Below are 3,717 nucleotides of genomic sequence, written 5' to 3'. Positions count from 1 at the left end.
AACCGGTAGGTCCGGGGTTCGAGTCCCTGAAGGTCCACCATACGGGGGTATAGCTCAGTTGGGAGAGCACCTGCCTTGCACGCAGGGGGTCAAGAGTTCGAATCTCTTTATCTCCACCAAAAAGCTACGAATTATTTCGTAGCTTTTTTTGTTTTATTAAGAATTTTGATTGAAATTAATATGTCGTAAATTGAATAAAAAAATGTTTTGAAATTTATACAGATTAGTTAAATATAATATATAATTATATTAAGGTACGTATACACTAATATAAAGATAAATAATTATGAAATAATTTTACAATTATTTTTATAAAGAATTAGGGATGTGAATATATGGAAAAAAGGACTGAATTGGAGAAAATGATAGTTGAGTTAAAATTAGCAAAAAGAGAATTAGTGTTATTGGGAAAAAGTACAAATATAGTAGATGAAAAAATAAAGAATATAGAAAAGAAATTAGCCAGTGAAAATATAATGTAAGTTGGATAGTTAAAATAAAACTAGATGGTCATTAAAAATATATTTTTAGATATGTGTAATATATAAATAATCAAATGCATAATAATTGATGATAAGAGTATATTGGGATAAGTATAAGGAGGAATCGTAGTGATAAGAACTGTGGTTTGTGAAAAGGAAGGATGTAGTGGAAATATTTTTTCTATAGAATCAGAGGATGGACGATTGAAATTGATATGCAAAAATTGCTTAAGTGAATACTATTTAGATACAAATTATTATGATTTTATTATGTTATCAATTTGTTCCAAGTGTAATAATGATGGTTTTAAAATTTATAGAGATACAGAAAGTAATAATGTTTACCTTAAATGTTCAAAATGTGGCTCACCTCCAGAAAAAATATATATAGATGTGGATGGAAATCAAATATCATATGAAACAAAAGTATTAAATGATGTTAAAGATATTTTATACAAAATTGAACAAAGGATATATGGAATGGAAATAAAGATACAAGATTTGCAAGGAAGCCAAAATATATTAGAGGAATCTTTAGCATATATTAATAAATATTTAGTTGAAAAGAATTAATAAGTTATGTTATGTAACAAATGATTTAGAGAATAGGGAGAAGTAATGAAACAGAAACAGAAAAAGCAAAAGAAGAAATTAATTTCATGGATATTATTATTAGCATGGATGGCTTTTATATTTTATATGTCACAACAAACAGGACAAGTCTCATCAGGGCAAAGTGGAAAAATAGTCTTATTATTATCTAAAATAGGTATTGAAATATCAAAAGATAATATAAGTAATATAACATTTATTATAAGAAAGTCAGCACATTTTACTGAATACTTTATTTTATATATTTTGTTATTTAATGTAATTAAACATTATATTCATACTAAGAAGATAATATTATATTCTATTATGGGAGTTATAATTTATGCTGTTTCAGATGAGCTTCATCAGTATTTTGTACCAGAAAGAAGTTCAACAATTAAGGATGTTTTTATAGATAGTTGTGGTGGAATTGTAGCTTCTATAGTTAATAATTTATTTTATAAGATCAAAAATATGATAAAAATTTAATCTGTGAAACTATCAATAATTAAAAATTGCATTATTGATAGTTTTTTTAATAAAAGAATATAATTATAAATAACTATATTGTTAAAAAATATTTATAATAAGTTGTAAATATCATATTATTAATCATATTATTTAACATATAAATGGGAAAAATGCATAATTTTAATAAAAAATGTTTGATTTTATTACTATATCAATATATAATAAAAACATAGTAAATGAAATTTTAATAAAACTAAATTGCAAAATTAAAATTTGATAAAACTTAGGAGGAGTATGGGATGAATGAGAACAAAAATAAAAAAGGTTTTCTAGGTGCTGTTGAGAGAGTAGGAAACGCTTTACCACATCCAGCAATTATTTTCTTATTATTATGTGTAATAATAGCAGTGGTATCACATATATGTGCTAAATTGGGCGTATCAGTTACTTATACAGGATTAGATAGAGCAACAAATGAAATAAAAGAAATGTCTTCATCAATTGTAAGTTTGCTTAGTCCTGAAGGAATAAGATATATGTTTACTTCAGCTGTAACAAACTTTACAGGGTTTGCACCATTAGGTACAGTGCTTGTTGCAATAATTGGTGTAGGTGTAGCTGAAGGATCAGGATTAATAGGAGCTTGCTTAACAAAACTAGTAAGTAGTACACCTAAAAGATTAATAACTCTAGTAGTTGTTTTTGCAGGAGTAATGTCAAGTATAGCATCAGATGCAGGATATGTAGTTTTAATACCTTTAGGTGCTGTTGTATTTATGAGTTTTGGAAGACATCCATTAGCAGGTATTGCTGCAGCATTTGCAGGAGTATCAGGAGGTTTTAGTGCTAACCTTATGGTTGGATCAACAGATGCTTTATTATCTGGAATTAGTACTGAAGCAGCTAAAATGGCAGATGCAACTGCAAAAGTAGGAATTACTGACAACTGGTATTTTATTATGGCATCAACAGTACTAATAACTATTTTAGGAACAATAGTGACAGAACTTATAGTTGAACCAAAACTAGGTAAATATAAAGGTTCTGTAACGGAAACATTAGAAGATTTAACTGTAGAACAAAAAAGAGGCTTAAGATTTGCAGGAATTGCCTTAGTATTATTCTTAGTAGGTATGGCATTATTAGTTGTACCAGGCAATGGAGTATTAAGAAATCCTAAAACAGGAGAAATTCTTACGTCACCATTTATGTCATCAATAGTTATAATTATTTCTTTATTATTCTTAATTCCAGGGATTGCTTATGGAATTGGTTCTAGAGAAATAAAGAATAGTAACCAAGTAGTTAATTTAATGAGTAAAAGCATGTCTTCTATGGGATCATACATAATATTAGTATTTTTTGCTGCTCAATTCGTAGCATACTTCAGCTATACAAATATTGGGACTGTAATAGCTGTTCAGGGAGCAGATTTCTTAAAGAATATAGGGTTAAAAGGAATTCCGTTAATATTATTATTTATACTTGTTGCAGCATTTATTAATATATTCATGGGATCAGCTTCAGCAAAATGGGCAATAATGGCACCAATATTTGTACCAATGTTAATGGAAATGGGTTATTCACCAGCTCTTACTCAAATGGCTTACAGAATTGGGGATTCATCAACTAATTTAATATCTCCATTAATGAGTTACTTTGCATTAATAGTAGCATTTGCACAAAAATATGATGATGAATCAGGAGCAGGAACTATAATTTCAACTATGTTACCTTATTCTATGGTATTCTTAATAGGATGGTCACTACTATTAGTAGTATGGTTTGTTTTAGGTCTTCCATTAGGACCAGGAGTAGGAATGGGAGTTTAAATTAATGATGAATTATGAGTAATGAATTAATGTACAAGCTATATAAATAGATTACAAATATTTTAAAGAATTATTTAGTATAAAAAAGAACTATATCAGATTAAAATGGAACCTATAAGATAGACACTTATAAAAGAGGTATATATATATAGGTTCTTTTTTAAAGTACAGGAAAGTATAAAATTTTCGATGACTGAAAGTTAGATGTTATCTAGCTTTCAACCTTTAAATATGTTAAATTTATTAATTATAAATTAGAGGTTTTTACATATGAAAAAAGGTAAAATAAAAATAATACTAGAAGATCACTGGCATGGGTTCTTAAAAATATATGAAAATAA

At 27.3% G+C, this 3,717-nt stretch carries 4 protein-coding genes and 1 tRNA gene; all 5 read left to right on the top strand.

Annotated elements, in window-relative coordinates:
• Positions 1–43: 43 nt before the first annotated feature.
• The 5 genes from H8R92_RS12850 to H8R92_RS12830 all read left to right on the top strand — a co-directional run bounded on the left by H8R92_RS12850 (position 44) and on the right by H8R92_RS12830 (position 3,376).
• Positions 44–119: transfer RNA gene (locus tag H8R92_RS12850), tRNA-Ala, on the top strand.
• Positions 120–335: 216 nt separating this feature from the next.
• Positions 336–482, top strand: a complete 147-nt coding sequence (locus H8R92_RS12845) for a hypothetical protein (RefSeq protein WP_022212136.1) — start codon at positions 336–338, stop codon at positions 480–482.
• Positions 483–611: 129 nt separating this feature from the next.
• Positions 612–1,055 (top strand): hypothetical protein, encoded by a 444-nt coding sequence (locus H8R92_RS12840; protein WP_022212135.1) that lies wholly within the window; start codon positions 612–614, stop codon positions 1,053–1,055.
• Positions 1,056–1,100: 45 nt separating this feature from the next.
• Positions 1,101–1,562, top strand: a complete 462-nt coding sequence (locus tag H8R92_RS12835) for a VanZ family protein (protein ID WP_022212134.1) — start codon at positions 1,101–1,103, stop codon at positions 1,560–1,562.
• A gap of 281 nt (positions 1,563–1,843) precedes the next feature.
• Positions 1,844–3,376 (top strand): AbgT family transporter, encoded by a 1,533-nt coding sequence (locus H8R92_RS12830; RefSeq protein WP_022212133.1) that lies wholly within the window; start codon positions 1,844–1,846, stop codon positions 3,374–3,376.
• Positions 3,377–3,717 lie beyond the last annotated feature (341 nt).

It is taken from the genome of Clostridium lentum, assembly GCF_014287815.1.
In the GTDB taxonomy this organism is placed as follows: domain Bacteria; phylum Bacillota; class Clostridia; order Clostridiales; family Clostridiaceae; genus Clostridium; species Clostridium lentum.
Note: the sequence above shows the minus strand (reverse complement) of the source record. Positions and strands in the feature narration are given on the sequence as shown.